A 26895-nucleotide genomic window follows, 5' to 3' on the forward strand; every position below is an offset into this window, starting at 1 on the left:
ATAATTGTGTATATATTTTCTATTATTTGCGTTTTGTGATAATATTAAAGTTGATCGCCTTTCAACTTTATCCGATTAGGAGGCGTAGGATGTTTAATCAATCGACACTATTTTTGCTCATATTATTTATTTTAGGTTACATAGGTAAAAATCAAACAATTATGATTGCTGTATACATTTTGTTTGGATTACAACTTTTGAAAATGGATGAAAAACTTTTTCCACATATTCAAGATCGAGGAATGACTTGGGGAGTTACGATCATAACAGTAGCTGTTTTAATTCCGATTGCCAATGGTGAAATAGGTTTTCGTGAACTTTTAGATAGTGTGAAGAGTTATTATGGTTGGATTGCTTTAGGATCTGGTATATTTGTTGCGATTGTTGCGCGCGGTGGGTTGGATTTATTAGCAAATGACCCGCATTTAACAACGGCTCTTGTAATCGGTACACTAATAGCCGTTGTATTTTTTCAGGGTGTTGCAGTAGGGCCTTTAATTGGTGCAGGGATTGCTTATATGATTATGAGAATTGTTGATTTTTTTGTTTTATAGACAAATTATTGGGGAAAAGTAAAACTTCAATCCGTGGCTTTTTATTCCTCCTCAGTGATTGTTAATACGAGGGAACAAAAGAGATAAATAGGGGAAAGTCTTTATAATGAATTCAGCTCTGCCGAGTTTTATTTCAGAATTTGATGGTAAAAGGAGAGGAATTATATGTCAGCATCGAGAGGACTAGAGGGTGTTATTGTTGCAGAATCATCGATTACTTCGATTATTGACGACCAACTAACTTATGTCGGTTATTCTATTGACGATTTGGCTGAACATGCTAGCTTTGAAGAAGTTGTTTATTTGCTATGGTATAAACGACTCCCAACAGAAATAGAACTAAAGAAATTTCAAGCTGAACTTTTAGAAAATATGGAATTATCTGATCAAATTATTGAGCATCTGAAATTATTTGATCCATCAACCGCAAATCCAATGGCTGTGTTGAGATCAACAATCTCTTTGCTTGGATTATATGACCCGGAAGTCGATGACATGAGTGAAGAGGCCAACTTCAGGAAAGCTATCCGGTTACAAGCGAAAATAGCTACAGTTATTACAACATTGGCAAGGCTTCGCCAAAATAAGGAGTTAATTGCTCCAGATCCAAACTTAAGTTATGCCGGGAATTTCTTAAGAATGTTGAAAGGTCCTGATGTCGAAGCATTAGAAGTAGAAGCCTTCAATAAAGCGCTTGTATTACATGCGGATCATGAACTAAATGCTTCAACTTTTACGGCTAGAGTCTGTGTAGCAACATTATCTGATTTATATTCAGGTGTTACAGCAGCAATCGGGGCACTAAAAGGACCTTTGCATGGTGGTGCAAACGAACAAGTCGTTCGTATGTTAATGGAAATTGAAGAAGTCGATAATGCTATTCCTTATGTAAAAAATAAAATTGCTAATAAAGAAAAGGTAATGGGGATGGGACATCGAGTCTATCGTACTGGAGATCCTCGTGCAAAGCATTTAAAAGAAATGTCGAGAAAATTAACAGAGATCACAGGTCAATCGAAATGGTATGATATGTCTGTGAAAATTGAAGAATACATGAAAAAAGAAAAAGGTCTCCCTGCGAATGTTGATTTTTATTCAGCATCTGCCTATCATTGTATGGGGATTGATCATGATTTGTTCACGCCAATATTCGCCATGAGCCGAACATCCGGTTGGGTGGCTCACATGCTCGAACAATATGATAATAATCGCTTGATTCGACCTCGTGCTGAATTTGTTGGTGAAGTTCAACAAGAGTATAAGCCAGTTGAACAGAGATAAATTTGTGTTTTTCTAAAAATAAATACATATAGGAGGAATTAATATGTCAAAAGGTGAAAAAATTACAGTAGAAAACGGAGTGGTAAAAACTCCTAATCATGCTATTATCCCTTTCATAGAAGGTGATGGTACGGGTCCTGATATTTGGGCTGCAGCGAGTAGAGTGCTAGAGGCTGCTGTTGAAAAAGCATATAATGGTGAAAAAGGAATTGAATGGAAAGAAGTTCTTGCTGGTGAGAAGGCTTTTAATAATACAGGTGAATGGCTTCCAGAAGAAACACTAGATGCCATTCGTGAATATAAAATTGCAATCAAAGGTCCACTTACGACACCAATTGGTGGAGGAATTCGCTCCCTTAACGTTGCGCTTCGCCAAAAATTAGATCTATTTACTTGTTTGCGTCCAGTACGTTATTTCGATGGTGTTCCTTCACCTGTTAAACGTCCTGAAGACACAGACATGGTTATTTTCCGTGAAAACACTGAAGATATCTATGCTGGTATTGAGTGGGAAAGCGGTTCTGATGAAGTGAAAAAAGTAATTGATTTCTTAGAAAATGAAATGGGTGTTAAAAACATTCGTTTCCCAGAGACCTCTGGAATTGGTGTAAAGCCTATTTCTGAGGAAGGTACGAAACGTATTGTTCGTGCGGCTATTGATTATGCAATTAAAGAAGGTCGTAAAAGTGTCACCTTAGTACACAAAGGTAACATTATGAAATTTACAGAAGGTGCCTTTAAAAACTGGGGTTATGAATTGGCTGAACAAGAATACGGTGAGCATGTATTCACATGGGGTGAATATGATCAAATTGTGGAAGAAAAAGGCCGTCAAGCTGCTGATGAAGCACAACAAGCTGCTGAAGAAGCTGGCAAGATTATTGTGAAAGATGCCATTGCTGATATCTTCTTACAACAAATTTTAACGCGTCCAAAAGAATTTGATGTTGTAGCTACCATGAACTTAAATGGGGATTATATTTCAGATGCACTTGCAGCACAAGTTGGTGGAATCGGCATTGCACCTGGTGCGAACATCAACTATGTAACAGGACATGCTATCTTTGAAGCAACACACGGAACAGCTCCAAAATATGCTGGATTAGATAAAGTAAATCCATCCTCTGTTATTTTGTCAGGTGTATTAATGCTTGAGCACCTTGGCTGGAATGAAGCAGCTGATTTAATTACGAAATCAATGGATAAAACAATTGGTTCGAAAGTTGTAACTTATGACTTTGCTCGTTTAATGGACGGAGCAACCGAAGTAAAAACTTCAGCATTCGCTGATGAACTAATCAAAAATATGGGTTAGGTAATATAGAACTCCTTCGTTGGCATATCGGTAGAGATGCTTTCGGGGGAGTTTTTTTATTTGTGATTTTAGATTTAAATGTTGAACAAAAGCAGCTTCAGATCGATAGAAATTTAGAAATATGGAGCCAAACTTTAGAGAATGAAAATAGATCATGGAGAATGCACGCAAATCCGAAAAGATGCATGTAAATAGTGGAGGATGCACGCAAATCCGAAAAGATGCACGTAAATGGTGGAGAATGCACGTAAAATCAAAAAGATGCACACAAAAATCATATGTCCGCTAAATTCAATAAAAAACATTCTTCCTTCACCTTTATAAATAGCGAACCACCTCCTTTTAATCAATAAAATTTACAAACTATTAATATTGTAAATTTTATTTTACATACTTCTGTCATTTTTCTTAACTCTAACTATTCACAATCGATAAGCTAAAAGGTAAGATGAAGTTAACAAAGATAATGTGGGGGTTAGACGATGAGTAAAAAAATATTAATTGTTGATGATGAGGAATCAATTGTTACTTTGTTGCAATATAATATAGAAAAGGCAGGTTTTGAAACAAAGACAGCGATGACTGGAACTGACGGGTTAAACCTAGCCAAAACAAAATCCTTTGATTTGATTATCTTAGACTTAATGTTACCTGGTATCGAAGGAACAGAGGTTTGTAAACAATTGCGGCAACAACAAATTGATACACCCATTCTCATGCTTACAGCAAAAGATGATGAATTTGACAAAGTACTGGGTTTAGAACTCGGTGCGGATGATTATCTTACAAAACCGTTTAGTCCCAAAGAAGTTGTTGCTAGAATTAAAGCGATATTAAGAAGGACAAATAAAAACCAAGAAGCTCAAACTCAATTCATAAAAATTTCCGATTTAGTAATCTATCCAGAACAATATGAAGCGACCATGGATCAACAAGTACTTTCCTTTACGAGAAAAGAATTTGAACTATTATTATATTTAGCCAAACATAAGGGAAAAGTGTTATCTAGAGATCAATTATTAAGTGCAGTATGGAATTATGATTTTACAGGTGATACGAGAATTGTTGATGTTCATGTTAGCCATTTACGTGAAAAAATTGAACCAGATACAAAGCAACCAGTTTATATCAAAACCATTCGAGGTCTTGGTTACAAGATGGAGGAACCTAATTAATGGGGAAGACGAACGTACGATCATTTGTAGCGTACACAATTATCATTACATGTATTTTTCTACTTATGAGTGTTTTATTACTGCCATTAGTCGAGGGAAGTGATCGCGTTGTTGTGATACTTATTCTCGTAGGTAGTTATTTTGTTTTTTGTGTGATCTTATATCAGTTATTTATTAACTATATTAAACCAGTGAAATCAGCAACTAAAGTTATGGATGAGCTTGTAAAAGGGAATTATCAAGTTCGAGCATATGAAGACTATAATCGAGATGTAGGGACACTGGCGAATTCTATTAATCAACTTGCACGAAATTTACAAGATTTAAATCGTCTAGAAAAATTGCAAGGAAGACAATTACGTACAGTAATTGACAATATGGAAAGCGCAGTAATGCTAATTGATGAACAAGGCTATGTTAATCTTGTTAATCGAAAATTTATTGAATTGTTTGGTAGAACTGAGAGCGCGTACAACAGAAAACTCTATTATGATGTAATGGAGCAGGAGAAAGTATATCTGGCAGTACAAGAAGCTTTTTTATATGAACAAAAAATAAAAGATGCAATCATGTTAGAAGCGATAGAGGAAAAACGCTATATTGAATTTGTTGGAGCACCAATTTTTAATGAAGTAAAAGATTTAAGAGGTGTCGTTTTAGTTTTTCACGATATTACCGATCTGAAAAAAGTAGAACAAATGCGTAAGGACTTTGTGGCCAATGTATCACATGAGTTAAAGACGCCGATCACTTCAATTAAAGGTTTTGCAGAGACAATTCTAGATGAGGAAATGGAAGATCCATCAATCCAAAAGAAATTCATCCAAATTATCTATAATGAGAGTGCACGATTACAGGCGCTTGTGCATGATTTGTTAGAATTATCAAAGTTGGAAAAAGAAGAGCTTCAGTTGAAAATAAAAAAAATCCCAATTACTGAACTAGTAGAGGGAATTACAGAATTAGCTGAATCACAAGCAGTAAAAAAATCGATTACTTTTTCAACGAATATTGAAGAAGGCATTACCTTGTTTGGTGATTCTGAACGATTAAAACAAGTGATTGCAAACCTGCTTTATAACGCGATAAATTATACGCCTAATGAGGGGAAAGTAATTTTAACGGTGAAGCAGCAAGATGGGCGTGTTGAAATTAGTGTTGCAGATAATGGAATTGGTATTCCAAAAGAACAATGCAGTCGTATTTTTGAACGATTTTATCGAGTGGATCCAGCAAGAAGTAGGAACACAGGTGGAACGGGGTTAGGTCTGGCAATTGTTAAACATATTGTAGAAGCACACGATGGTTCGATCCAAGTGGAGAGTGAACTTAACAAAGGTTCAACATTCACTGTTCTTCTGCCCACGTCCATCACATAGTAAAACGAACAGGAAAATACCACAGACGTTGTGTCTCTGTGGTATTTTTGATGTTCACAAACTTTAATTCCGGAGCAACAGTCCATAAGACTCCCGCTTCAAAACAAGGAGAATTCCAAGTTGTTTAAGTGAAAGTAACGGACGCTAGCACCTCGAATGGTTCTACTAGCAATCAGTGAGGGATCATTTAAAAACTCCCACTGATTGAAGTTTCACTTTATCAAGATTAAGACAGATAGTAAAACATTTATCGAAAACAGAAATTGATCAAAGTCTTCACTTTTTCTATTTCAGAACAAACATGATAAAATAGATGATAACAATTGTACATAAAGGAGTTTGTGTAACCGATGAAAGAAAAATTAGTCTTAATCGATGGAAATAGTATATTATATCGTGCGTTTTTTGCCTTGCCATTATTAAGTAATGACAAAGGGGTATATACGAACGCTGTTTTTGGCTTTACAAAAATGTTATTGAAGATTTTAGAAGACGAAAAACCGACGCATATGTTGGTAGCTTTTGATGCAGGGAAAACGACATTCCGGCATAAAACCTATGCAGAATACAAAGGTGGTCGTCAAAAAACCCCACCAGAGTTATCGGAACAATTTACCTTGGTAAAAGAATTATTAGATGCGAGTTCAGTGAAACATTACCAGTTAGAACAATATGAAGCAGATGATATTATCGGCACACTGGCAAAAGCGGGTGCAGAGGCGGAAATGGATGTGCGCGTCATATCAGGGGACAAGGATATGCTTCAGTTAGTATCCGATCGTGTGCAGGTTCAATTAACGAAAAAAGGTTTGAGTGTTATTGAGGCATATACCCCAACCTTTATGAAAGAAAAAATAGAACTTGATCCATCGCAAATTATTGATATGAAGGCATTAATGGGAGATAGTTCTGATAATATCCCCGGTGTCCCTGGAGTAGGAGAAAAAACAGCAATTAAATTACTAAAACAATTTGAAACACTAGAAGAACTTTTTCACAACCTTGATCAAGTGAGTGGGAAGAAACTAAAAGAAAAGCTTACCGAAAATCAAGAAGCAGCTTTTATGAGCAAAGATCTAGTCACGATTAATTGTGATTCTCCAATTGAGCTAAACTTATCTGATACCGCTTATCAAGGTTATGATGCCAACAAATTAAGTTCTTTATTTAAAAATTTCGGCTTTCAATCCTTACTTGATAAGGTCTCTGGTGAAGATTCTAGTACTATTAATGAGGAAGTAGAGTTGGAAGAAATAAACGCAACAATTATTGAAGATATTAGTGATATCACGTTCACTGGAGACGAATCTCTTGTTGTTGAAATGATTACGGAAAATTATCATACAGCAAAGATAGAAGGTTTTGGTATTGCCAATTCAACGGCTGTTTATTTTGTACCAACAGAAGTAGCCTTAGCTTCACCCCAATTTAAAACATGGTTAGCAGATCCAAAACAAGCTAAATCCGTATTTGATGCCAAAAAAGTGACGGTGGCATTATTAAATCAAGGTATTTCGATTAAAGGCATTCGATTTGATTTATTGCTGGCTTCTTATTTGATTAATCCATCCGAAAACAATCATGACATTCCCGCAATTAGTCATCGTTTAGGATTTGAACAAGTGTTATTTGATGAAGAAGTTTACGGAAAAGGAGCAAAACTCAAAGTACCTGAACAAGAAAAGTTCGTTGATCATGTTGCACGTAAAACAATGGCATTACAAGTTCTGCAAGAAAAAGCAGAAGAGGATTTAATCGCAAATCAACAAGAAGAATTGTTTAAAGAACTAGAACTGCCGCTTGCATTAATATTAGGGGAAATGGAAGCAACAGGAGTAAAAGTAGATCGATCTCAATTAGAGGTAATGCAAGTAGAATTAAAAGAACGATTAGATACGATTGAAAAAGAAGTACATGAACTTGCAGGAGAAACGTTTAACCTAAACTCACCGAAGCAATTGGGACCAATTTTGTTTGAGAAGCTTGAACTACCTGTAATCAAAAAGACGAAAACAGGTTACTCTACCTCTGCTGATGTATTAGAACAATTGGAAAACAAGCATCCAATCATTCCGAAATTACTTTTATATCGTCAATTAGGGAAATTACAATCTACCTATATTGAAGGATTGTTAAAAGTAATTCATGACGACGGAAAAATTCATACACGATTTAATCAAGCTTTGACTCAAACAGGCAGATTAAGTTCAACAGATCCGAATTTACAAAACATACCGATTCGACTAGAAGAGGGTCGGAAAATACGTAAAGCATTTATCCCTTCTAAAGAGGACTGGATTATTTTTGCTGCGGACTATTCTCAAATTGAGTTACGTGTATTAGCAGACATTGCAAAGGATGAAAAATTGGTTCAAGCCTTTAAAGAAGATATGGATATTCATACGAGAACAGCGATGGATGTTTTCCATGTTGAAGCAGATCAAGTCGATGCATTAATGCGAAGACAAGCAAAAGCAGTCAATTTCGGGATTGTTTATGGAATAAGTGACTATGGGTTATCTCAAAATTTAGGGATCACACGAAAGGAAGCAAAAGCATTTATTGAGCGTTATTTCGATAGCTATCCTGGTGTAAAACAATATATGGATGAGATAGTATTGCAAGCAAAACAAAACGGCTATGTGACAACGATCATGAATCGCAGACGCTATTTACCAGAGATCACGAGTCGCAACTTTAATTTACGTAGCTTTGCAGAGCGTACTGCAATGAACACACCGATTCAAGGTAGTGCTGCAGATATTATTAAAAAAGCAATGATTGATTTAGATCATGCACTGAAAAATGAAAGCATGCAAGCACGAGTGCTGTTACAAGTTCATGATGAATTGATCTTAGAAGCACCAGAGTCAGAAGTCGAACGACTAAAAGAACTTGTTCCACAAATGATGGAGCGCACAGTGGAATTGGCTGTTCCATTAAAAGTTGATTATTCGTATGGCAAGACATGGTTTCATGCAAAATAAGAGAGAGGATTACACCGATGCCTGAATTACCAGAAGTAGAAACGGTACGAAAAACATTACAAGCATTAGTAACCAATGAGCAAATTACCGATGTAACCATTCATTGGACAAAGATTATTAAAGAGCCATTGGAACCAGAAATTTTCAAACGACAGTTGAAAGATCAAACCATAATTGACATTCACCGAAAAGGGAAATTTCTAATGTTTGAACTTACGGACTATACACTTGTGTCGCACTTGCGAATGGAAGGGAAATATGGTGTCTTTCCGGAAAGTGATCCGGTTGATAAGCATACTCATGTGATCTTTCATTTGAAGAGCGGAAAAACATTGCGTTACCATGATGTTCGTAAGTTCGGAACGATGCATTTATACCCAAAAGGAAAAGAACTAACAGTTAACCCGCTTAAAAAAGTGGGGCCTGATCCTTTTGAGCTGGAGTATAAATTGGAATTGCTTTATCCTCGTGTCAGCAATAGTAAGCGTGCGATTAAAAATATTTTGTTAGACCAAGAAGTTATTGCGGGGTTAGGTAATATTTATGTGGATGAAACATTGTATCGTGCAGCAATTCATCCACTTAGAACAGGTGATACCATAACAGAAGTAGAATTTCAAAAAATTATGAATGAAGCGAAAGAAACTTTGGCAGAAGCCGTTGAACAAGGTGGTACAACCATTCGTAGTTATGTAAATAGTCAAGGTCAGATTGGATTATTTCAACAACAACTATATGCTTATGGTCAGGAAGACAAGCCTTGCAAACGTTGTGGGGAACCAATTATGAAGATAAAAGTTTCCAACCGTGGTACACATTATTGTAAAAAGTGCCAACCAATAGAATAAAGCAAAAAACTGCACACCTATATCCTTCGCCCATATACTATCTCAGAAGTATTTTGAGCTGAATATGTATGGAGAAGGAGTTTTGGGGCATGGAAGAATTTTTTGGAATGTTGCTATTGGCTTTTGCAGTCAGCTTAGATAGTTTCATGGTCGCTTTTACGTACGGATTAAGAAAAACAACCTTATTTATCCGTTCCATCATAATTATTGGAGTGGTTTCAGCTATTGTTTTCTTGGTTGCAATGACTGTCGGTGAATTAATAGCTACCGTGTTATCAGAACGAATAGCAGAACTGATTGGTGGAGGTTTATTAATCATGTTAGGTATCTGGGCAGTACTATCTTTTTTTCGGTCAGAAAGAAAAGAAGAAGAACCAGAGCCATTCCACTTTAAATTTGAAATTAAATCTTTAGGGATTGTCATCCAAATATTAAAAAAACCATTGGTAGCAGACATCGATAAATCAGGCAATATATCTGGGATGGAGGTTGTTTTGCTAGCAATTGCTTTATCCATTGATGCATTTGCAGCAGGCGTAGGCGCTGCCTTAATTGGAATGTCTTTATTATCTGTGATAGGAATTGGCGTGGCGACAAGTTTATTCTTGTTTATGGGTTTAAAAGCAGGCGCCATGTTCTCACACACAAAACAAGTTTCCTATTTGCGGTTTATCCCAGGGATATTGTTAATTTTACTTGGCTTATTTAGAATCATATAAAAGGCTCTACAAATGAGGTGCAAACATGACAAAAACGGTCGGCTTAACGGGATCTATTTCTACAGGAAAAAGTACAGTAGCAAAGATATTTGCAGAACATCGTGTGCCAATTATTGATGCTGATATAATTGCTCGAGAAGTAGTAGAACCCGGTCGGTTTGCATACGAGCAAATTATTGAAACCTTTGGTACAGGAGTTTTACAACAGAACAAGGAGCTAGATCGAGCAAAATTAGGAGAAATAATTTTTTCCGATCAACATAAAAGGGAACAATTAAATGACATCGTGCATCCAGAAATTATCCAAGAGTTGATTAGAAAAAAACAAATGTATATAGAAAGAGAATATCCACTCATTGTCTTGGATATTCCTTTATTGTTTGAAATGAATTTAGCTCCTATTGTCGATGTAACAGTCGTCGTTTATACAACAAGAGAAACGCAATTACAACGGTTAATGAAACGTGATTCAATAACAAAGGATCAAGCGGAGAAAAAAATTTCTTCCCAAATGTCGATAGAAGAAAAAGCAAAAATTGCAGATTTTGTGATTGATAATAACAAAAGTTACGAAAATACACACCATCAATGTTTGCAACTGCTTACATTATTAAAAAGTTAAATAAGCCATTTTGTCTATCTACTATTTGATGAAAAAAGTAGAAAAAAATCTTGCCAAACGTAATGATTCGATATATACTTTTTCTGCACATGAATAAATTAGTGGTTTTTGTGTAAGGTAAAAAAGGTATACTTTCAAATAGATGCGGTTATGATTTCTTAAAGGGTTAGGATCTCTTTGGACTAACTTTCCCCCGTGGAAAATCAGGCATCAACATTTGGGGGATAACGAATCGTTAGGGGGAAGATAAAATGGATACAATGGGTAGACACGTAATTGCTGAAATGTGGGATTGTAATATAGACACGTTAAATGATATGGGTAGAATTGAACAAATTTTTGTTGACGCAGCATTAAAAGCCGGTGCAGAGATTAGAGAAGTGGCTTTTCATAAATTTGCGCCCCAAGGTGTAAGCGGAGTAGTAATAATTTCTGAGTCACATTTAACGATACACAGTTTTCCAGAGCATGGATATGCAAGTATTGACGTTTATACATGTGGGGATATTATTGATCCTAATGTCGCATGTGATTATATTTCCGAGGCACTTGGTTCCAAAAAGTGTGAAAAAGTAGAAGTGCCACGCGGTATGGGACCAGTTCAAGTTCCAGTAAGCAATGTGTTATAATAAGAATAGTTATGAATAAAACCCCTCTTACAGCAAAGAGGGGTTTTTGAAATAGCAGAATATTCTTGTTACAAAAGAATTGAATTCTTCATTGTACTAAGATACGAAAAAAACAAGTAAAGTCTGCCTTTGTTATCGTTTTCTTTTAAAAAACATGTTATGATAGGATAATAAGCATAATGCAATTATACATAATTTGATCGATTGAAATGGTAGTGAATGAATAAAAAGAGGTGTATGGAAAAATGGGTTTTAGAGAAAAAGTAAATAAGTATTTTAACAATCACTCGGAAACAAAAGAAAATCACTGGGACAAAGATTTACAAACACATTACTTTAAAACAACGAAAGATCGAGCGTTTGATTTTGTTACAGACTATTTCAAACGAAAACCAGGGTGCGAAATCATCGCTACCTCGCTTCCACATGGCGAGATAAGTTTGAACTATAAAGGGAAACGAAAAGCTTTTGTAATCGTTACTATTATTATGGTCAAGCCATTTCGTACCGCAATTGATTTTTCGGTTACTACTGAAGGAGCTTTCTTTGATTTAGGCTACAGTCATAAATTGATTCCTAAGTTGTATGAGGAATTAAAAAAAGAGATGACATTGCTAGATAAATAAAGAAGTAACTAGGGAATGTCGTCAAGTTGACGCATTAGGCACTCCTTGGTAAGATCTTATGTAAAGGTAAGAAGGATGGGGATGAATAGAGATGCGCTGTCCAAATTGTAACGAAAAACATACAAAAGTACTTGACTCTCGACCTATTGAGGAAGGACAAGTTATTCGAAGAAGACGAGAATGCGAAGCTTGTGAATTCCGTTTTACCACGTTTGAACGTTTGGAAGAAATTCCGTTAATTGTTGTGAAAAAAGAAGGTATTCGAGAGGCATTTAGTCGGGAAAAGCTAATTCGCGGCCTAATAAAAGCCTGTGAAAAAAGACCTGTTGCTTTGGAGCAGTTAGAGCAATTGGGCTTAGAGGTGGAAAAGGAATTGCGTAGTCGTGGGATAGCGGAGGTACAGAGTAAAGAAGTAGGGGAACTCGTTATGGATGGCCTTTCCTCCATTGATGAGGTTGCTTATGTTCGATTTGCCTCTGTTTATCGTCAGTTTAAAGATATAAGCGTTTTTCTTGATGAGTTAAAAGATTTAATTAACCATTCCGAAGATAAATCCTGAGCCAATCCGGCTCTTTTTTGTTTTTCCCCGGAGCAAACCGCTCGTAAGACTCCTACTTCAAAAGAATAAAAAAGTAAAGTATGATAAGAGGGAGTAAGGGACGCTAGCATCCCGAAGGCTTCAAAGGCCTTTTGTGTTAACAATCAGTGGGTTAATCCCTCACTGATTGAAGTTTCGCTTTATTAAATTGGGAGGTAGGATAGATGCAACAACACATAGGGAAGTTATTACCATCAGATGGATATAAAGTACAAGGGAATAATCAATTAACTACGTTGCATATCCAGTCCCTGTTTCAATTATACCAACCGATTATTGGTATCAGACCAATCTCAATATATCTAACTTTACACACACAGATAATGTATGAACAGCTCCATACCCATCACTTTTTAATGGAAAACATGAATATGTCTCTTCCCGATATCTATGATGCACGGTTAAAGTGTGAGGCTATTGGGCTAATTCGTACTTTTAAATATGAGGACTTAGAACAAACAATCTATACGTATCAACTCGATTCACCTTGTGATCCTCTTCGTTTTTTCCAAGATGGTATGCTATCACAATTATTGTACCATCAATTAAGTCCTGAGAAATTTGATCGATTGCAGCATTCTTTCACGAATAGTAAGCAAACAGAAGAGAAAAAAGGAAAAAATGTAACGGCAAACTTTGCGGAAGTATTTCAACAAATTACTGGAATACAAGGTCAAAAATTACATCAATCAAGTGAACCAGTGGAGAATAGTGGACCTAGTCTAGGAAATGAAACGATTGATTGGGAGCTAATCAACCAAATGTTGATACAACGAATGTTGCCAGCCACAAATATATTGACGATCAAGAATATGAAATTAATGGAACAAATGACGGTACTGTATCAACTAACTAGTGTTGAATTAGAAAAAGCAATTCTATGGGCACTTACAAGTGAAAATCAGCTAGATCCTAACGAATTCAAAGCAGCTTGCTTAGATCTTGCACAAATTATTCCTTCAACTACCGTCGAATCCAATCAAGTGAATCAAAAAGAAAAAGTTGTTGACAGTAACAGTAAGAAAGACAAAAAGACGAAACAAGAACAGTTTATTGAAACAATGGAAACCATTAGTCCGAAGCAGCTATTAGAAGACTTATCCCATGGAAATCAAGCATCCAACCAAGATTTAAAGATGATTGCCGATGTAATGGACAAACAAGGAATTCCACCAGCTGTAATGAACGTACTGATTCATTATGTGATGTTAAAAACAGACATGAAACTAACAAAATCCTATCTCGAAAAAATTGCTAGCCATTGGGCACGGAAGAACGTAAAAACGGCTCATCAAGCCATGACATTAGCCAAATCAGAGCATAACAAGTACCAACAGTGGGGAAATAAGAAAACCAATTATAAATCTTTTTCTTCTGGCAAGAAGGAAGTTGTTCCAGAATGGTTTAAAGAACAGAAAAAAGGAAAAACCAAAAAAGAACAAACAAGTAAACAGCAAGTGGACAAGCCAAAAGAAGATGTGAGTGCAATGCTGCGAAAATATAAAGAACAAAAATCAAAAGATAGATAGGGAGGGAAAGGAAAAATGGAACCAATTCAAGCTTCTTTAAAAAAATGGATGAGAGAAAACCGTTCTTTTCAAACCGTTTATCAAGAAATGCGAAAAGAAGTACTCAATGATCCTGAAATACAACAATTAATCAACGATCACCCTGATTTACAAACAGAGGATATTGATCGGCAAATGATGAAATTATATGAATATCATTCACAAAATAAAGATTGTCAACAGTGTCCCGACGACGGTTGTAAAAACAATGTTTTGCCAGGTTACAAACCTCGTATAGAAGTGATCGGTAAGGAAATTCGCCTATCTTACGAAAAATGTAAATATACGATACAAAAAGAAGCTCAACAAAAGAAATCATCACTAATTAAAAGTTTGTATATGCCAAAAGATATATTAGAAGCTTCTTTAGAAAGTATTGATGATCAAAATCAAGCAAGACATGATGCAATTCGAGAAGTCTTTTTGTATGTCAATCAATTGAAAGATGGTCTTCCAAAGCGTGGTTTGTATTTTTATGGACCATTTGGTGTTGGGAAGACTTATTTCCTAGGTGCAATTGCAAACGAATTAGCGGATAAAAATATTGCTTCTATGCTCATCTATATGCCGGAGTTTGTTAGAGAGATTAAATCGTCAATTAAAGACGATTCCTTAAGTCAAAAAATCGAACAATTTAAGAAAACTCCTGTGCTGATGATTGATGATATTGGTGCCGAATCGATTTCTGCTTGGTTCCGTGATGAGGTGTTTGGTTCGATTCTGCAATATCGAATGATGGAAGGATTGCCGATATTTTTCAGTTCAAATTATGATTTGGATCAACTAGAGAAGCATTTGGCGATTTCAACAAAAGGAGATATAGAAGAGCTTAAAGCAGGTCGAATTATTGAGCGAATGAAACAAGTAAGTAAGCCAGTAGCGATTTTTTCAGAGAACCGAAGAGAAGTATAGAATACATCAATGATAAAGTGAAACTTTAAACAGTGGGGGATATGATATCTCCCACCGACTTAAGGTATAAATCACTCTTTTAATCACGTAAACATCATTATGTTAAATGGATTTTTATTGAACCATTGAATAGTATGATTTTCAGTAGTAGCCAGATCGATTCGCATTCATGAACATTACATAAACCTTATGTATCCAGTGTTGAGTTATGATTCCCCCGCCAGCGAAAATCCTTCAAAAGCTCTTGATATTCCCCCATTTATATTATTTATACATCAACTTATATTTTTTATGATTTTCACTAGACTTTAGATTAATTGTGTGATATACATATATAGAAATCAAAATACAATTTATGGAAGGGTGTTTTATGAAAAAAAGATTTTACATGTTATGGTTCCTTGTAGTAACTATAGTTATTTCTTTACCTGTCCAATTTAATACCTCCGCCAAAACCCTGGAGAGATTTCCAACCATGATTGAAGTCGATATGACGACAGGTGAGGTAAATAAAATGCAGCAGTCTGATCGAACAAGGAACATCCTCTCTGAAATTGCACCTGGGACAGCAGCAGCGGAATTCAATCCAGACAACTTAACTTTAAGTACAGACGAATTACTTGCTTTTGAGAAAAAGATTAAAGCCGAATACGATGAAATCGTTTTTGAAAACGATATCTCTTCTTTTAACGAGAACGCTTACCCTAGCAGCATTAATTTTCCAGACGAAAGAACATTAATTAAAGATACAACGGTTCATCCGAATTCAGCGATAGCCTATGTCTTCATAGTCTATGACGGTGGATACTATAATGGATCTGGGTTCATGTTTGGTCCCAAAACGGTCCTTACGAATAGCCATTGTTTATGGCATCCTGAATATGGGTATGCTCAATTTATTGCTGTTTATCCAGGAAGAAATGGAGATGATATTCCATTTGGAGGGTCTTCAGCGCAACAAATCATAGTAAATAGTGATTTTGTTGATACTCAACAACCTATCAACCTTGGGAAAATGTTCTCTTGGTTTTAACATTTTTATTTAATAGAATCATATGGAGTGAGGTTATCATAATGAAGAGAATTGTAACTATAATTTTTTTAGTGTCCTTTATTTTCGCCGGATGTAGTCACTCAGCACAAGAAACTGAAGTCATAGGGGCAATTTCTCATGGTATATTGGATGAGAATACATTGCCGTTGATAAATAATGACAATCTAATAGAGTTTGATTATCAGGTTCTTGCTGAAGGTGTTGCTACAAACGTAGGTTTTCTTGTCTTTTTAGACGGTATACCTCAAGAATACTCAGTTAATAATTCGACTACGTTTTCCTACCTTCACAACTTTACATTTGATGATCATACTCCAGAAGTAATTACTTTCCAGATTAAACCTATTACAGATAACAAGAATAGAGACGGTGAATTATGTATAGTAAGTATTATAAATCCTTATTTCAATCCTAATAATGGTAATGATACAGTGGGTGTTAATCACAATGCCCTAGAAACAATTCTTCCTGTACGCTATGAAAATTCGCCTATGGAATTTTCAGAATTATATCAGGTAGAGCCTTCTTCAAAGAGCAAAAAAGCCGAAATCGATTCTGTTGAGGTTCACTTATCAGTTGACCCACATGATATGGGAATGGCCAGTATAATATCTGAATTTTCGGGCCAAGAAGAAGCAGTTTATCGTTCAACATTTTTTGTAAATCATAGACCTGTTGGCCACACATATGAAATAGATTTTTCACTTGGTTTTTCCCATGTAATTAAGGAAATTCACTCTTTAAAGGAACAGGATGCAGTATACTCTGTTTCTGTACCTTCAAGTATTTTAACACAAGAACAGAAAATTCTACCAGTGGTTAAAACAAAAACAATTTTTTTCATGGAGGATGAAAATTTGTTGATAAACGGCTCTAATAAAACGGATGAACCGGAACCCTACAGTTCAACTTCACCAGCGAGCTTAATAGCGGAAATCACAGACATTGGTGAAAAACACCTCGAAATATTAGAACCTAATGTTGGGTTAATCCACATTCCTCGTTCTACACCTGTATATGTAAACAAAGAGTTAGTAAACAATTATGATTTTAAAAAAGGGGAAAAAATTGAGGTGTTATATAATGGCTTGATTCTAGAAACTTATCCGCTTATGTTAGGTCAAGTATTTCAAGTAAATATTATTAGATAGAGAACAAAAGTGATGAGTAGAAATTAACTATAGATTTTTAAGGGCCTTTAGGTCATCCTTTAGGGTTAAGAATCACTGTGGGAATACCTAAAAACCTCCACTGATTGAAGTTTCACTTTATTTGCATACCTTTGGTGCAAAAATCACCAATGATTAGTTAACCGATACGAAAGTTGAAAGAATCTATAGCTGTTCAAGAATGACTGCAACCTAAATGTGAGGCGTGTTCACAAAAGAGTAGTAAGGTTACCAAGTAAGCAAAGTTTACTTGGCGTAGAAAAGAATAATTCACTCTTTTTCTTATACCTATACATTTTTTTCAATCCTTTCCCATAGAATATAACAGTTTGATTCGGGCAGGGTGATGGAATGTTAATGATAAAAATGGACAAGGAAAGAGAACGGGACTTTTTTATTGCGTGTTTAAAAGAATTGGAGTTAACTTGGAATGTGGAACCAGATTCGAGTATATCTATCGTGTTTGATCTTACTGATTCTCCAGACAAGCAACTCCTGATGCTGTGTGACCTCATTGTGGAAATGTGGGTAACGATAACGGTAAAAGAGGAACTGCTTGACCGTATTCAGAACGACTATTATTATCAAAATACGGCTGAGATAGAACAAATTTATCTTCTGGCAACGGAAATGATTATGAGCAATCAATTTGATTCGGTTGATTTTATTAATGATTTGAAAGATAGTGTTCGGCATCATTTTCGCATTGACCTCACCACGACTCTTTATGATTATCAAGAAAGGGTGGAATCTTTCTATGCAACTTCGGACTGGGTTTTAGATGAGATGGTAGCACGCGCGATTGATGAGAAAAAACTAGAAGAGATGTATCAGGCCCTACTTCACACACTACGCGAATTCGCACGTCATCATACATACAAACTAGACATATTACACGTCTTACAAGGTGATTCTTTTACGTTTTATTTATCCAATGGGAGACGATTACGGGCAAAAGAACTCCAACAAGCGATTTTAGATGCAGAACTATTACCAACAGGGTTCGATGAAACTGAATTAAATGTAACTCCAATTCTTGCTTTAGCACCGAAGTGGATTCACTTATATGGAAATGACCCATCAGAAAAAAAGACGGTAGCAGTACACAATATCTTTGAAGAGCGAGTCATTTATAAGCCAATCGAGCAATTTCCTTTTGAAAAAAACTGAAATTGCTGAAATGCGCTTGATTTTTCGCCTAGCAAGTTTTATAATACTAGGCATATGAAAAAAAGACTAAAAGTACTGATGAGGACATGATTATTTGTCAGACGTTCACTAGAGAGGGGAGAGTAGCTGAAAACTTCCTGTTCAGTTAACGAATAATTACCACCTCTGAACTCTGCTTCTGAATTCATTCTATTAGGAAGCAGCGTCTCTCTACGTTACAGAGCTAATGAAGCCAAGTCAGATAAGGACTTGGAAACTAGGGTGGAACCACGAGCTAACGCTTGTCCCTTTGCGATCAACGCAGAGGGATGAGCGTTTTTTATATGGTTAGAGCTTTTGCAAGGATCGCAACAGAAAACTACGGCTATTAAACAGCCACTTAATTAGAAGGAGTGAATTAGCAATGGCAGAACAAAGAGTAATTACATTTCCAGATGGAGCAAAGAAAGAATTCCCACAAGGTACAACGGGTGAAGATATTGCACAATCTATTTCTCCTGGTTTACGTAAACAAGCATTAGCCGTTACGTTAGATGGTGTATATTATGATCTACGGACACCACTACCAGTAGATGGTGAAATTGCAATCATAACAAACAAACAATCAGAAGGTATTGAGATCATACGCCACTCAACAGCTCACGTAATGGCTCAAGCGATTAAGCGGTTGTATGGTGAAGTGAAATTAGGTGTTGGACCAACGATAGAAGATGGCTTTTATTACGACATCGATATGGATCATTCGCTGACACCAGAAGATTTACCGAAGATTGAAAAAGAGATGAAACGAATTATCGATGAAAACTTAGAAATCAATCGTGTGGAAGTATCACGAGAAGAAGCTGATAAACGTTTTCGTGAAATTGGTGATGACTTAAAGTTAGAATTATTGGAAGCAATTCCTGCTGATGAAAAAGTAACCATTTATGAGCAAGGGGAATTTTTTGATCTTTGTCGTGGCGTGCATATTCCATCAACTAGTAAAATTAAAACGTTCAAATTGCTAAGTATTTCTGGTGCGTATTGGCGTGGAGATAGTAACAATAAAATGTTGCAACGTATTTATGGTACTGCTTTTGCGAAAAAAGAAGATTTAGATGAATATTTACGTTTACGAGAGGAAGCGAAAGAACGCGATCATCGTAAACTAGGCAAAGAACTTAACTTATTTACCGTTTCTCAAAAGGTAGGACAAGGTCTACCACTTTGGTTACCAAAAGGTGCAACGATTCGTCGTACGATTGAACGTTATATTGTCGATTTAGAAGAACGTTTAGGATATGACCATGTTTATACACCAGTACTAGGAAACGTTGAACTGTATAAAACAAGTGGACACTGGGATCATTACAAAGATGATATGTTCCCAACATTAGAAATGGATAATGAAGATTTAGTACTTCGACCAATGAACTGTCCACATCACATGATGGTGTACAAAAATGAACTGTACAGTTATCGAAATCTTCCGGTTCGTATTGCAGAACTTGGTACGATGCACCGTCACGAAATGTCTGGGGCGCTTGCAGGTTTGCAACGTGTTCGTGCAATGACATTAAATGATGCGCATATTTTTGCTCGTCCAGATCAATTGAAAGACGAATTTATTCGCGTCGTTGAATTGGTTCAGAATGTATACCGTGACTTTGGTATTGAGGATTATTATTTCCGCCTTTCTTATCGTGATCCAGAAGATACAGAAAAATATGTTGATAATGATGAAATGTGGGAAAAAGCACAAGCAATGTTGAAAGAAACGATGGAAGATATGAATCTTGACTATGTGGAAGCAGAAGGTGAAGCAGCGTTTTACGGCCCGAAACTTGACGTACAAGTGAAAACAGCGCTTGGTAAAGATGAGACATTATCAACGGTTCAATTAGACTTCCATTTACCAGAACGGTTTGATTTAACGTACATTGGGGAAGATGGAAAAGAGCATCGTCCAGTTGTCATTCACCGTGGAGTTGTTTCTACAATGGAACGTTTTGTTGCATTCTTAATTGAAGAATACAAAGGAGCTTTTCCGACATGGTTGGCACCAGTTCAAGCGCGTATTATTCCAGTTTCTACTGATGTGCATGCCGAATATGCGAAGAAAGTTGAAGAAGAGCTTCGCTTTGCAGGTGTCCGGGTAGAACTGGATCAACGAGACGAGAAGATTGGTTACAAGATCCGTGAAGCGCAAACAGAAAAAATACCTTTTGCTCTTGTTGTAGGAGATAAAGAAGTGGAAGATCATGCTGTTAATGTTCGACGTTACGGTGAGCAAAATTCAGAAACGATCGGTTTGACTGCTTATATTGAGCTGATTAAGAAAGAAATTGAAAAGAAAAATTTAATAAATAAGTAGACGAAAAGAGAATGGCGTGTCCATTCTCTTTTTTTCCTTTACCATGCTTCCAAAAAGAAGTCTGTTCAATAAAAAAAGCGGATAATAAGTTAGCATTCGCTTCTCTTAGAACCAATCGGTTTAATAATATTTTGTTAGGCGTGTTAAAATATCCTATTAAAGGATATCTTGAAATTTTAGTAAGAAAAAATACCTCTGAATCTTAGAAGAAAGTTAGGGTTATAAAGATGCGTAACGTTTAATTTTAAATGTGAAAGTTTTTCAGTTAATCCCTTAGATGGTGTTGAATAAGTAGTTGAATTAAATTTATGGCCAAACTCATTAGAGATAGCTCGCCATAGCATTCCGTTTAAAGGTGTTATTTTATCCTCCGTTAACTCATTTGATTGGGAGAAGGATATATTCTCTTCAAACCGTGCTGGTGTTATTACTTTTGCATATTGATCGTCAACCTCTGTAATCTCATTGTAAAGGACGACCTTCCAACCTTCATCAGTCTCTGTCACTCTGCTAGGTCCCTGAACTGAATAACCTGATGAAAACTCCTCAATAACAAGGAAAACTTTATGCCCGTTTTCATTTGGGAGTTCCTCAATAATTTCATAGTCTATCATTGGATTCTCAGGAAAGACGGTACGGTAAACTTCCAGTGCTTCCTCTTGAACTGGATAATTTAAATCAATGACTTTTGAAGAAAATGCGATCAAATCTCCTTCAATTTGAGCCTCATACGCTCGTTCTAAAGCTTGAATTGCGTCCTCAACGCTTTTATCGCTCACGCTAGTAGCTTCTGCTGGCATGGCATAAAACGCTAGACCAAATAACATAAAAAGTCCGGATAAAAAATACTTCATTTCCTTAACACCTCCATGTTGTTTTAATATGGATAAAATTATACAGTATATATAAATACATTAAGCATCCATTGTGATAAATTTAAATGAATGTACTTCATGTTCCTTCTTTAAAAGTTTGAAGAGTGCAGATATGCCAAGGTCTAGGTCCAAATCGATTGAGCGATAACTTCTTACTTATTTCTCCATGTGAAGAGTTCAGGTGCGTATCATTCCAATTTCTAATGATGTTCGAAGTCTCTCCAATAAAGAAGCGAATAATAACTATTTTAATAAGTCATCTAGAACTTTCTTAACTGAGTTACATCTTTTCTTATTCGGATTTAAATAATATGTTCTATGATAGGTCTTTAATCCATTAAAAAACTCTCAAACTCCCCTCTTTTTACCTATTTTACCTTATTTCTCTTTTACTCCATCATGATTTCCGATAAAATACAGAAGTGAATAATGCGATGGGAAGGAGTTTTTTATGAAGCTAAGATTTTGTTTATCCATCATAAGTGTTAGTTTGCTATTTCTACTTGTGGGGTGTTTATCAATGAAGAGTGATGACGATTACTATATGAGGGTTCAGGACTATACAGGTGAAGAGTATACATTAGCTAACGGAAGACGAACCAATCAAATTGCCAACGATAACCAGGAGATTGTTGAAGAAGCAGTCATTCGTTTCTTTCGCGAACAATACAAGACTGACGTAGTTGTCCATAATATCGTCGGAAATGTTGATGGGGCAACGGTTTTTGTTGAATCCGTCGGTGAACCACATTTTTATTCTTATGCGATTATTCCGATTGATGTAAAAAACGAACAAATTATGACCGAACATGTTTGGTCACAGGAAAGACAGGTCGAGAATGCGATCGTAACAGGATTATATGGAATGGTTTATCATGAAAAATTTGAGAACTTGGATCATATTTTAGAGGGGTTATTTAAGGAATATAGTATAGTTGGCCATACTATGGGGGCTGTAGCTAATATCGGTGGAAGCGGCTATAGCAATCCATACTATTTTGTGCAAGTATCAAATAGTGCTGTTTTTGAAGAAGTGTGGAAAACTTACTTGAATGAACCATCAAAGAGTAAAGAGGAATGGATGGTTTTATTTAAAGAGTCAGGATTTGATGCAGAATCGATTGGGGTAGGTATGCACCTTTTTATGGAAGAAGAAAATGTTGAGCCTAATCAAGACGCATTAGACTCGATTGCTTCTGCGATAGAAGAGGCAGATCAAATTCCAATTGGGACGTATTCCATTTCTCTACATGACAATAGAGTTAGAAAAAGCTCAGGTCGAGGTGACAAAGAGAATTCCATAGATCGTGCAGACCCGAATGATATTATTAAGGAATAGGTTTGGTGAAATTATGTCGAGTAATGTAGTAGATTTGGCTCAAACGACTTCAGATCAAGATTTAGTTCAGATGGCGGGTTATCATGCTTATCGTGAACTTAACAAATATCACCGTTTTTATGTTAATGATACGGATTATAGGGTTTTGGATGTTATTGTAGATACCGAAACAGGTTTAGATGCACTAACAGTAAGAAATATGATAAATGAAGAAGTGACAGTTGTTTATGTCGGCACGGATAAGAACCAAACCCAAGACATTATCACAGACATACAGTTACTTAGTGATATGGATGTACCACAACTTAAGGCGGCGCAAGCGTACTTTGATGAGATGAACGCTAAATCCTGCACTTCTACCTGAAGGATATCATTAATTATATTTTAGTAGTTTTGATCTTTTCCCGACCTACTTACCTGCGTAGCATTCTTATTTGAATTTCCCTACCTCTATAAAATAAGTTATTCTTAAAATTACGCCGATTTTCTCCTTATTCCTGTTGGGTAATATTTCCTATGATAGGTCTGTGCTCGATTAAAAAACTCCCACACTCCCCTCTTTTTACCTATTTTACCTTATTTCTCTTTTACTCCATCATGATTTCCGATAAAATACAGAAGTGAATAATGCGATGGGAAGGAGTTTTTTATGAAGCTAAGATTTTGTTTATCCATCATAGGTTTCCTATTTCTACTTGTGGGGTGTTTATCAATGAAGAGTGATGATGATTACTATATGAGGGTTCAGGACTATACGGGGGAGGAGTATACATTAGCTAACGGAAGACGAACCAATCAAATTGCCAACGATAACCAGGAGATTGTTGAAGAAGCAGTCATTCGTTTCTTTCGCGAACAATACAAGACTGACGTAGTTGTCCATAATATCGTCGGCAATGTTGATGGGGCGACGGTTTTTGTTGAATCAGTAGGAGAACCACATTTTTATTCTTATGCGATTATCCCGATTGATGTAAAAAACGAACAAATTATGACCGAACATGTTTGGTCGCAATCTTGGCAAGTTGAAAGTGCAATTATTACAGGCCTATATGGAATGGCTTATCAAGATAAGTTCTTAAATTTAGATACTATGTTAAAGGAGCTTTTCGCAGAATTTCATATAACGGGTAGAACAAGTGAAGCAATAGCTAAAACTAGCGCTAGCGGCTATGAAACTCCCTATTATTTTGTTCAAATATCGAATGACAAGCCTTTTCATCAAATATTAAGTAGCTATCTAGATGGAGTAGAAATAAGTGTTAATGATTGGAAGCTTATGTTTGAAGAGTCAGGTTTTGATGCAGAATCGATTATGGTGGGTATGCACCTTTTTATGGCAGAAGAAAATGTCGAGCCTAGTCAAGACGCTTTAGATGCGATTGCCTCTGCGCTAGAAGAAGCAGATCAAATTCCAACTGGAGAATATGGTATTCACTTACACGACAATAGAGTTAGAAAAAGCTCAGGGCAAGGAAACAAAGAGAATTCAATTAAGCGTTCGTACCCGAATGATATTATTAAGGAATAGGTTGGTGATCATATGTTAACTAGTGTAGTAGAAGCGAGCCAAATGACTTCAGATCAAGATCTCGTTCAGATGGCTGGTTATCATGCTTATCTTGAAATACCATTAGACAGTCACTTTGAAATATATGATACTTGGTATAGAGTATTAGATACTATCTCAGACACTAAAACCGGCTTAGATGCAATAACGGTAAGAAATTTAACCAACGAGGAAATAATAGTTGTTTATGTCGGCACGGATAAGAACCAAACCCAAGACATTATCACAGACATACAGTTACTTAGTGAGATGGATGTACCACAACTTAAGGCGGCGCAAGCGTACTTTGATAAGATGAACGCTAAATACGGTGTAGACGCGATTACCGGGAATTCATTAGGTGGCGCTCTAGTAGGAGCGGTTGCTGTTGAGCATCCTGTTCGAGCAGTGACGCTAAATCCTGCACTTCTACCTGAAGGGATGATGGATCCTGATCAGACATATGATCATGTCACGAATTACTTCAGTAGTTACGATATCTTGACGAATACATTAACGGCGTTAGAGTTTGATACGCGCATTCCAGGCAAGCATTATGATATTTTTAATGGTACACCGAATGGCTTAGACAAAATTGGTCCAAACCACACTGGATATCTGCGAAATGCTGAAGGTACACAATACCATATGATTCGAGAAGAAGGGGAGCCTGGCGCGGGTGTGATTCATATTGCCGCTGACGAACACATTGTTACGAGCCTTTGGACAGGGTTGCCACTTTATGGTGAGCGATCAGAGCGAATCAAGATTAACCCTGAAACTTTGTTGGTGCTTGCGACCGGCTTAGAAACGTCAGTAGCGGATCGTCTTGAGCGATCGGATACTTATTTGGTAAGTGCTGTCGAAATTGTTAAAGACGTTGGAGCGCAAATCACGGAAAGAACAACAAAGTTACAGACAACTTTTGAAGATTTTATCGAAAGAGAGGCTGCTCATTCTTTTTTCACTGGAATCACCTCTCTTGGGACCAAAGCCAAGAATGATACAAACTACTTGTTTGGCTTATTGGATGAGGCAGAAATAGAGAGTACGCTTTTATCCAATATACTAGCTTCGCCACCAGCGAAGTTATTTGATGTTCTGGTTACAAAAAGACTGAATATTTTTCATCTGTTTCGAGAAATGTCTGATGGACTGGGGTCCTTTCGTTCTGGTATTGATGAATTGATAAGAGCATTTGATATGATCATGAATCAAACGCTACCAGAAATGTTCCAAGATGCCCTTCATAAAAGAGATGCTGTGGTGGAGAAACTTGATGATCACTATCAGATGGTTTTGGAAAACAGTCAGCGATTAAGCAATCAGTTAGATACATTAGGGGATCAAGTCACGAAGACAGCATCAACATTTGATCAGCGTGATTTTCAAGTCGCAATATCCATTCAACAGCAAGCAAATGCCATAAGAGAAGTAGTGAATATACCGACAATTGATCCTTATCACTTTAAAGATTCCAATGAGATGAGAGATAAAAAAGCACTGAAAGATGAACAAGCAGAGCTCGCCTACACCCTTCTTTTTCAACAGATATCGCGTGTAATCGATCCGATTTTATCAGGGTTGTCTTTATCAGCCCGACTCGTTGAATTAAAAGCGAAAGCGATAGCGCATACGACTCGAGGTGTAAAGCGTTTCGTTTTCAAGAAAACAGTACCAGGAATAATTATTGGTTTGTTTACTGATTATGATGATAGAGTTCGAGACAGGGTATCGAAAGTATTGGAACCGATTGATGAATTAGAAGCAACGATTAGAGGGATTCGCCAAGGGATTAATCGTTTAAGAGAGAATTTTCCAGAATTATTGGCGAACTTCCGACCATATATTGAAAATGCTATCTTTGCGGATCGTAAATATGCCGATGTTTATGCTTATAATCGAGCTGCGGTAGCGATATTAAAGGAAATGCAGCTTCTATTTGACGATATTGTTTACCAATTAAGCGATCATGAAGCGAACTCCATTCAAGAATTAACGATTAATGCAGGGAGAATGAAAACAAATATGGGTATGTTGCAGGAACAAGTAGAGCGCGTGACGTTTTTTTAGCAAAAATGAAAGCTTGTTGATTTATTTAAAATGTTATTTTCACACCTTTTTTAAGCAGAAATGATACAGTTTTTTAAAAAGAAAACAATTTTCTCTAGTA

23 protein-coding genes and 1 other annotated feature are annotated in these 26895 nt (G+C 36.4%); of the genes, 22 read left to right on the forward strand and 1 reads right to left on the reverse strand.

The annotated features are described in order from the left end of the window. Positions 1 to 89: 89 nt before the first annotated feature. The 18 genes from OWO01_RS14615 to thrS all read left to right on the forward strand — a co-directional run bounded on the left by OWO01_RS14615 (position 90) and on the right by thrS (position 20959). Positions 90 to 554, forward strand: coding sequence for a DUF441 domain-containing protein (locus tag OWO01_RS14615; protein WP_268781212.1), 465 nt, complete (start codon positions 90 to 92; stop codon positions 552 to 554). A 165-nt stretch (positions 555 to 719) separates the two neighbouring features. After that, complete coding sequence (gene citZ, locus OWO01_RS14620) at positions 720 to 1835, forward strand: citrate synthase (RefSeq protein WP_268781213.1); 1116 nt, start codon at positions 720 to 722, stop codon at positions 1833 to 1835. A gap of 43 nt (positions 1836 to 1878) precedes the next feature. Then, positions 1879 to 3150 (forward strand): NADP-dependent isocitrate dehydrogenase, encoded by a 1272-nt coding sequence (gene icd, locus OWO01_RS14625; RefSeq protein WP_268781214.1) that lies wholly within the window; start codon positions 1879 to 1881, stop codon positions 3148 to 3150. Positions 3151 to 3632: 482 nt separating this feature from the next. Then, complete coding sequence (locus OWO01_RS14630; RefSeq protein WP_268781215.1) at positions 3633 to 4325, forward strand: response regulator transcription factor; 693 nt, start codon at positions 3633 to 3635, stop codon at positions 4323 to 4325. Then, the gene (gene pnpS / locus OWO01_RS14635) at positions 4325 to 5704 is read left to right on the forward strand and encodes a two-component system histidine kinase PnpS (protein ID WP_268781217.1); all 1380 of its coding nucleotides are present in this window, start codon (positions 4325 to 4327) and stop codon (positions 5702 to 5704) included. Before OWO01_RS14630 ends, pnpS begins: the two co-directional genes overlap by 1 nt. Positions 5705 to 6054: 350 nt before the next feature. Further along, positions 6055 to 8691, forward strand: coding sequence for a DNA polymerase I (gene polA, locus OWO01_RS14640; protein ID WP_268781218.1), 2637 nt, complete (start codon positions 6055 to 6057; stop codon positions 8689 to 8691). A gap of 17 nt (positions 8692 to 8708) precedes the next feature. Beyond that, entirely contained in the window at positions 8709 to 9539 is an 831-nt protein-coding gene (gene mutM / locus OWO01_RS14645) for a DNA-formamidopyrimidine glycosylase (RefSeq protein WP_268781219.1), read from the forward strand. Positions 9540 to 9628: 89 nt separating this feature from the next. Next, positions 9629 to 10258, forward strand: a complete 630-nt coding sequence (gene ytaF / locus OWO01_RS14650) for a sporulation membrane protein YtaF (RefSeq protein ID WP_268781220.1) — start codon at positions 9629 to 9631, stop codon at positions 10256 to 10258. Between the two features lie 25 nt (positions 10259 to 10283). Further along, a complete protein-coding gene (gene coaE, locus OWO01_RS14655) occupies positions 10284 to 10880 on the forward strand; it encodes a dephospho-CoA kinase (protein WP_268781221.1) in 597 nt (198 codons plus the stop codon). 251 nt (positions 10881 to 11131) lie between these two features. After that, positions 11132 to 11509 carry an adenosylmethionine decarboxylase gene (gene speD / locus OWO01_RS14660; RefSeq protein ID WP_268781222.1) on the forward strand — a complete coding sequence of 126 codons (378 nt, stop codon included), beginning with the start codon at positions 11132 to 11134 and terminating at the stop codon, positions 11507 to 11509. 245 nt (positions 11510 to 11754) lie between these two features. After that, the gene (locus tag OWO01_RS14665; RefSeq protein ID WP_268781223.1) at positions 11755 to 12135 is read left to right on the forward strand and encodes a cytosolic protein; all 381 of its coding nucleotides are present in this window, start codon (positions 11755 to 11757) and stop codon (positions 12133 to 12135) included. Positions 12136 to 12226: 91 nt separating this feature from the next. Then, positions 12227 to 12694, forward strand: coding sequence for a transcriptional regulator NrdR (nrdR, locus tag OWO01_RS14670; protein WP_268781224.1), 468 nt, complete (start codon positions 12227 to 12229; stop codon positions 12692 to 12694). Between the two features lie 203 nt (positions 12695 to 12897). Next, positions 12898 to 14262, forward strand: coding sequence for a replication initiation and membrane attachment family protein (locus OWO01_RS14675; RefSeq protein WP_268781225.1), 1365 nt, complete (start codon positions 12898 to 12900; stop codon positions 14260 to 14262). 15 nt (positions 14263 to 14277) lie between these two features. Next, complete coding sequence (gene dnaI / locus OWO01_RS14680) at positions 14278 to 15213, forward strand: primosomal protein DnaI (RefSeq protein WP_268781226.1); 936 nt, start codon at positions 14278 to 14280, stop codon at positions 15211 to 15213. Between the two features lie 370 nt (positions 15214 to 15583). Further along, positions 15584 to 16246: a trypsin-like serine peptidase gene (locus tag OWO01_RS14685; RefSeq protein ID WP_268781227.1), complete on the forward strand. Its 663-nt coding sequence runs from the start codon at positions 15584 to 15586 to the stop codon at positions 16244 to 16246. A gap of 41 nt (positions 16247 to 16287) precedes the next feature. Further along, positions 16288 to 17418, forward strand: coding sequence for a hypothetical protein (locus tag OWO01_RS14690; RefSeq protein ID WP_268781228.1), 1131 nt, complete (start codon positions 16288 to 16290; stop codon positions 17416 to 17418). Between the two features lie 369 nt (positions 17419 to 17787). Further along, complete coding sequence (gene ytxC / locus OWO01_RS14695; protein WP_268781229.1) at positions 17788 to 18606, forward strand: sporulation protein YtxC; 819 nt, start codon at positions 17788 to 17790, stop codon at positions 18604 to 18606. Between the two features lie 66 nt (positions 18607 to 18672). Next, positions 18673 to 18898, forward strand: a binding site (T-box leader). Positions 18899 to 19009: 111 nt separating this feature from the next. Continuing rightward, positions 19010 to 20959: a threonine--tRNA ligase gene (gene thrS / locus OWO01_RS14700; protein WP_268781230.1), complete on the forward strand. Its 1950-nt coding sequence runs from the start codon at positions 19010 to 19012 to the stop codon at positions 20957 to 20959. A gap of 176 nt (positions 20960 to 21135) precedes the next feature. Here thrS and OWO01_RS14705 read toward each other — a convergent pair whose 3' ends face one another. Continuing rightward, complete coding sequence (locus OWO01_RS14705; RefSeq protein ID WP_268781231.1) at positions 21136 to 21813, reverse strand: nuclear transport factor 2 family protein; 678 nt, start codon at positions 21811 to 21813, stop codon at positions 21136 to 21138. 541 nt (positions 21814 to 22354) lie between these two features. Here OWO01_RS14705 and OWO01_RS14710 point away from each other — a divergent pair. The 4 genes from OWO01_RS14710 to OWO01_RS14725 all read left to right on the forward strand — a co-directional run bounded on the left by OWO01_RS14710 (position 22355) and on the right by OWO01_RS14725 (position 26795). Next, positions 22355 to 23173: a DUF1672 family protein gene (locus OWO01_RS14710; protein ID WP_268781232.1), complete on the forward strand. Its 819-nt coding sequence runs from the start codon at positions 22355 to 22357 to the stop codon at positions 23171 to 23173. A gap of 13 nt (positions 23174 to 23186) precedes the next feature. Further along, complete coding sequence (locus tag OWO01_RS14715) at positions 23187 to 23537, forward strand: hypothetical protein (protein ID WP_268781233.1); 351 nt, start codon at positions 23187 to 23189, stop codon at positions 23535 to 23537. 348 nt (positions 23538 to 23885) lie between these two features. Then, entirely contained in the window at positions 23886 to 24704 is an 819-nt protein-coding gene (locus OWO01_RS14720; RefSeq protein WP_268781234.1) for a DUF1672 family protein, read from the forward strand. A 12-nt stretch (positions 24705 to 24716) separates the two neighbouring features. Then, positions 24717 to 26795, forward strand: a complete 2079-nt coding sequence (locus OWO01_RS14725) for an SA1320 family protein (protein ID WP_268781235.1) — start codon at positions 24717 to 24719, stop codon at positions 26793 to 26795. The last annotated feature ends 100 nt before the right edge of the window (positions 26796 to 26895 follow it).

This window comes from Natronobacillus azotifigens, assembly GCF_026805325.1.
Classification (GTDB): domain Bacteria; phylum Bacillota; class Bacilli; order Bacillales; family Amphibacillaceae; genus Natronobacillus; species Natronobacillus azotifigens.